Annotated in this window: 5 protein-coding genes and 3 pseudogenes; 3 read left to right on the top strand and 5 right to left on the bottom strand. The window is 39.5% G+C overall.

Annotated elements, in window-relative coordinates; genetic code table 11:
- Together FTU16_RS16720 and FTU16_RS16240 are read left to right on the top strand one after the other, a co-directional pair.
- Positions 1-985 (top strand): S1 family peptidase (locus FTU16_RS16720; protein ID WP_349665759.1); only part of this gene is annotated, 985 nt, incomplete at its 5' end.
- A gap of 2 nt (positions 986-987) precedes the next feature.
- A complete protein-coding gene (locus FTU16_RS16240) occupies positions 988-1,488 on the top strand; it encodes an META domain-containing protein (RefSeq protein WP_074163995.1) in 501 nt (166 codons plus the stop codon).
- Positions 1,489-2,187: 699 nt separating this feature from the next.
- On the opposite strand, the gene FTU16_RS16235 is transcribed toward FTU16_RS16240, so the two are convergent.
- The 3 genes from FTU16_RS16235 to FTU16_RS16225 are packed head-to-tail and all read right to left on the bottom strand — an operon-like array spanning position 2,188 to position 3,159.
- A complete protein-coding gene (locus tag FTU16_RS16235) occupies positions 2,188-2,502 on the bottom strand; it encodes a hypothetical protein (protein ID WP_104505826.1) in 315 nt (104 codons plus the stop codon).
- Positions 2,503-2,540: 38 nt separating this feature from the next.
- Positions 2,541-2,855, bottom strand: coding sequence for a DNA-binding transcriptional regulator (locus tag FTU16_RS16230; protein WP_104505827.1), 315 nt, complete (start codon positions 2,853-2,855; stop codon positions 2,541-2,543).
- Entirely contained in the window at positions 2,836-3,159 is a 324-nt protein-coding gene (locus FTU16_RS16225) for a transcriptional regulator (protein WP_104505828.1), read from the bottom strand. Before FTU16_RS16225 ends, FTU16_RS16230 begins: the two co-directional genes overlap by 20 nt.
- Positions 3,160-3,247: 88 nt before the next feature.
- On the opposite strand from FTU16_RS16225, the pseudogene FTU16_RS16220 reads away from it, so the two are divergent.
- Positions 3,248-3,343 (top strand): annotated as a pseudogene (locus FTU16_RS16220) (transposase domain-containing protein); the annotation flags it as partial.
- 84 nt (positions 3,344-3,427) lie between these two features.
- On the opposite strand, the pseudogene FTU16_RS16215 reads toward FTU16_RS16220, so the two are convergent.
- Together FTU16_RS16215 and FTU16_RS16210 are read right to left on the bottom strand one after the other, a co-directional pair.
- Positions 3,428-3,589 (bottom strand): annotated as a pseudogene (locus FTU16_RS16215) (ISNCY family transposase); the annotation flags it as partial.
- A 52-nt stretch (positions 3,590-3,641) separates the two neighbouring features.
- A pseudogene (locus FTU16_RS16210) lies at positions 3,642-4,078 on the bottom strand (IS6-like element IS26 family transposase); the annotation flags it as partial.

Here is a 4,078-nt window from a genome sequence, read left to right as displayed (position 1 = left end):
AGTACCAGCGTACGGCCCACAGAATGATGTCACGCTGAAAATGCCGGCCTTTGAATGGGTTCATGTGCAGCTCCATCAGCAAAAGGGGATGATAAGTTTATCACCACCGACTATTTGCAACAGTGCCGAAAATAGCATTGATTTAGAGCTTTATGATCCAAAGCATACTGCAACCAACCAAACACAGGGTTTGAAATTACTGAGCAGTGAAAAACCTAGAACATTAACCAATGTCCCACTTAAAGTAACGACCACTAATATTCCATTAAGACATAGTGCCGCAGTAAGGGCAGCAGAAACCATGCTGATGGCGGATAGTACAACTTCAACCACTTTTTATAATTGTACAACAGGTTTTAATGTGAAAAACGCTGCGGGTACAAAATTTGCGACCACAGCGGCTCACTGTAAGAATTACAAAATTACTGTAGATGACCGCAAGACAACTGGCAATGATAATATTGCACTAACCTTTGTGGGAGACTTCTGGAATGGTAGTCAGGATTTCCAAACCATGAGTTTAGTATCATCTACACATACCTTGAACCCAGAATTTTTCGCCAGTGACAATGTGGTCAAAACTCTAACTGGTCGACGTACACAAGGTAACACACCTGTTGGTACGTATGTCTGTCATTATGGAATGAAAACTGGTTATAGTTGTGGTACGGTTCAGTCGACCGCATTTAAAGCATTTGGTACTGACAATAAATGTGGACCATCAGGGGCAGGTGTGTGTAATGCAACATGGGTAAAAGTTTCAGGTCCAACGTTGGATTGTTGGGGTGGCGATAGTGGTGGTCCAATCTTTATTGGAAGTGTGGCGGCAGGGTTATTATCTACTGCAACTTATCAAGGCACATGGAGTTCTTCCATGAAAGGTCAGGGGTATTGCGGAGGTGCCGCCAAACCTAATGGATATATGACCTATATGTCTACTGATGAACTCTATAAAGAGGGTTACTCATTATTATACGGACAATAACGATGACTAGAATATTTATACTGATGTTCGTCGTTGGACTTTTGAGCGCTTGTCATAAGCCTTCATCAGCCGATCAGTCCAAGATACAAGAATTACAAGTGATGTCCTTTAGTGAGCAGACCTTGGCGCAATTTTCTTGGGAATTAATCGAGGCAACAAATGCTAATAGTGAACGTATAGATTCATTATTTCTGGCTTCAAAACCTGACCAACCTATCACGCTAAAATTTGCAGAAAAGATGCTGTATATTGGGAATTTGTTTTGTAATATAAATTCGATTGGTATTCATTTTAAGGGCAATCATTTATATGCTGAACAACCAATTGTTGCCACAATGATGGGCTGTCCTGATGATATCAACTTACGTGAAAGTACGATGATAGATATTCTGGTGAATGCTCCCACATTATATCTTCAATCTCGTAAGGGGCAGGCACAACTGCTTATAGAAACACAAAAAAAAGAGAAATTGATTTTTAAAGGTGTTCAAGTCAACAAGTAGTCTAAATTCTTGCAGTACACTGATGAAAATCATAAGGTAAAGTTAGATATGAGGAAGCCCAATCATTTAGTTGGGCTTCTTTGTTTAAATATAATTTTAAGAGCCGGTAACTTATTTTCTGTAAGTTCCCTTTTACTATTTTTCTTTTGAGTATTTTATTAATCTAATTCTTTTACGCACTCAATAAGTATTACCACTATACCAACTCTTAGAAAGAGCTTTGAATTCCCTATTTAACATAATGGTGGTTATACGCAATACACTTGTATATTAATATAAATATCAATCACTTGAAAATTTAGCCATGACTAAGAAAAAGCAAAAAATCGGCTTTTGTAATAAGTTGGTGAGTTTTTAAGCAGATCTGTAATATTTTGCCAGTAAATTTGATTAAAAAACGATCAATTTGGCAATCAGTGCCCATTTCATCGGCTTTCAGGATCCGAAACTATCCCCAATGGCTGTGGATAAAATTTAGGCTATTTTGTACGCCCTGGCGCACAACAATCTCGGCTCTTTGCGGCTACCAGGAACAGTGGAATTTTCCTATGATGAACTCATCAGGAACAGGAAGTTCCAAACAACAAGAATAAGAAAGATCGCACCAGGAGCGTGAGGTAAGACAGGAGTCATACCTAGCAACCCAATATGAGAAACCCCGGCAGGATGCTGGGGTTTTTTATTGTCTGCATTTAAGGTCTAATCAGTCTTAGCCAATTCATTTTGGTTGATAAGTTTAATCAGCGCATTTTGAACAAACTCATCAAGTTCAATCCCTTTTTCTTTTATGATGGTTTCTATCTTTGCTAGCGTTTCACTTTCTAATTCGAACTCGATTTCTGCTGATGTTTCCATGAGTAAATCATAGTTATTTTCGACTATCTTTTTAAAGGTTTCTTCTAGATCTTTTGTTGATGGAATATTGAAAGATAAGCGTAATGAGCTATTGATAATTTCAATATGGGTATACCCTAAATATTCAGTACTTTTTCCCACAAATCCTAAGTGCTTCATAAAAAACCTTAAATAAATATAGTAGAGAGCTGTCTAAATTAAGCCAGACTCTCTTTTACAAATTTTGGATCAACAATAAATAATCGAATAAGGGATGTTGCTGCTCCTGATGGTCTTCTCGCACCTTGTTCCCATGATTCAAGAGTACGTCTTGATACGCCAAGAATCTTAGCAAACTGATCTTGTGTTAGTTGAGCCTTTCTACGAGCTAACGCTACATCTGTCTCAGTGATTACGGTTCTTTTCGCTGCATTACTAGTAAGCATATCGTCGATGCCTTGTAATATTTCAGCTTCAATATCCCTAGTTGCTTCAAAAGCCTCAAGTTCTTTTTCAGTCATTAAACGAGTCATTTAGTTTCTCCACTAATGCTTGAAGAGTCTTCTTACTAAGCTGTACAGTTTGCTTTTTACTGTACAAGGTTAATAACCAAATCTCTCCATTTGCTAAACGATTAAAGTAGATGACTCTGACACCACCACTTTTACCTCTACCACCGCTAGTCCATCTAATCTTACGAATACCACCTGCATTAGGCTCTACATCTCCTGCTTCAGGATTTAATGCTAAGAATGTTTTGAATTCCTCATATTCTTCCTGAGTCCAATAAACAAGACAGTATTTAGTAAATAATGGAGTCTCACATATTGTATACATTGATTGCATTCATACTACCTTGTAGTAGTTTATTTTATACTACTTTGTGGTATTTTTAAATGATAATTCTTAGTTCTCAGGATTAAATGCCTATTTAAGTGATGTGCTGAAAAGGTTGCCGACACATAAAGTGACTCAGATTGAAGAATTGCTACCACACCGCTGGAAACCTGAACCGAATTAAAAAATAGGCATGGGGTTCAGCGGACGCTTACGTTCTGTTATTCCTAAGTAGAAATGTCCTACCTAATAACCAAATAGAAATGTCCTATATGGACAATTCCAAGTCAAGCACAGGATTCAGATTTCGTTCTTTGATTACTGTCTTCTGTGCACGTCTGCTTGGCATAGATTGAGAACGATTACGTTTGTTTTGCTGTTCCAATTCTTCATGCTGTTGTTGAATATGATTGAGAACTGCACCTAAACGGGCACTGTTGCAAAGTTAGCGATGAGGCAGCCTTTTGTCTTATTCAAAGGCCTTACATTTCAAAAACTCTGCTTACCAGGCGCATTTCGCCCAGGGGATCACCATAATAAAATGCTGAGGCCTGGCCTTTGCGTAGTGCACGCATCACCTCAATACCTTTGATGGTGGCGTAAGCCGTCTTCATGGATTTAAATCCCAGCGTGGCGCCGATTATCCGTTTCAGTTTGCCATGATCGCATTCAATCACGTTGTTCCGGTACTTAATCTGTCGGTGTTCAACGTCAGACGGGCACCGGCCTTCGCGTTTGAGCAGAGCAAGCGCGCGACCATAGGCGGGCGCTTTATCCGTGTTGATGAATCGCGGGATCTGCCACTTCTTCACGTTGTTGAGGATTTTACCCAGAAACCGGTATGCAGCTTTGCTGTTACGACGGGAGGAGAGATAAAAATCGACAGTGCGGCCCCGGCTGTCGACGGCCCGGTACAGAT

The sequence above is a fragment of the Acinetobacter sp. YH12069 genome (assembly GCF_013419675.1).
Lineage (GTDB): Bacteria > Pseudomonadota > Gammaproteobacteria > Pseudomonadales > Moraxellaceae > Acinetobacter > Acinetobacter amyesii.
This window is presented reverse-complemented; position numbering and strand designations above follow the sequence as displayed.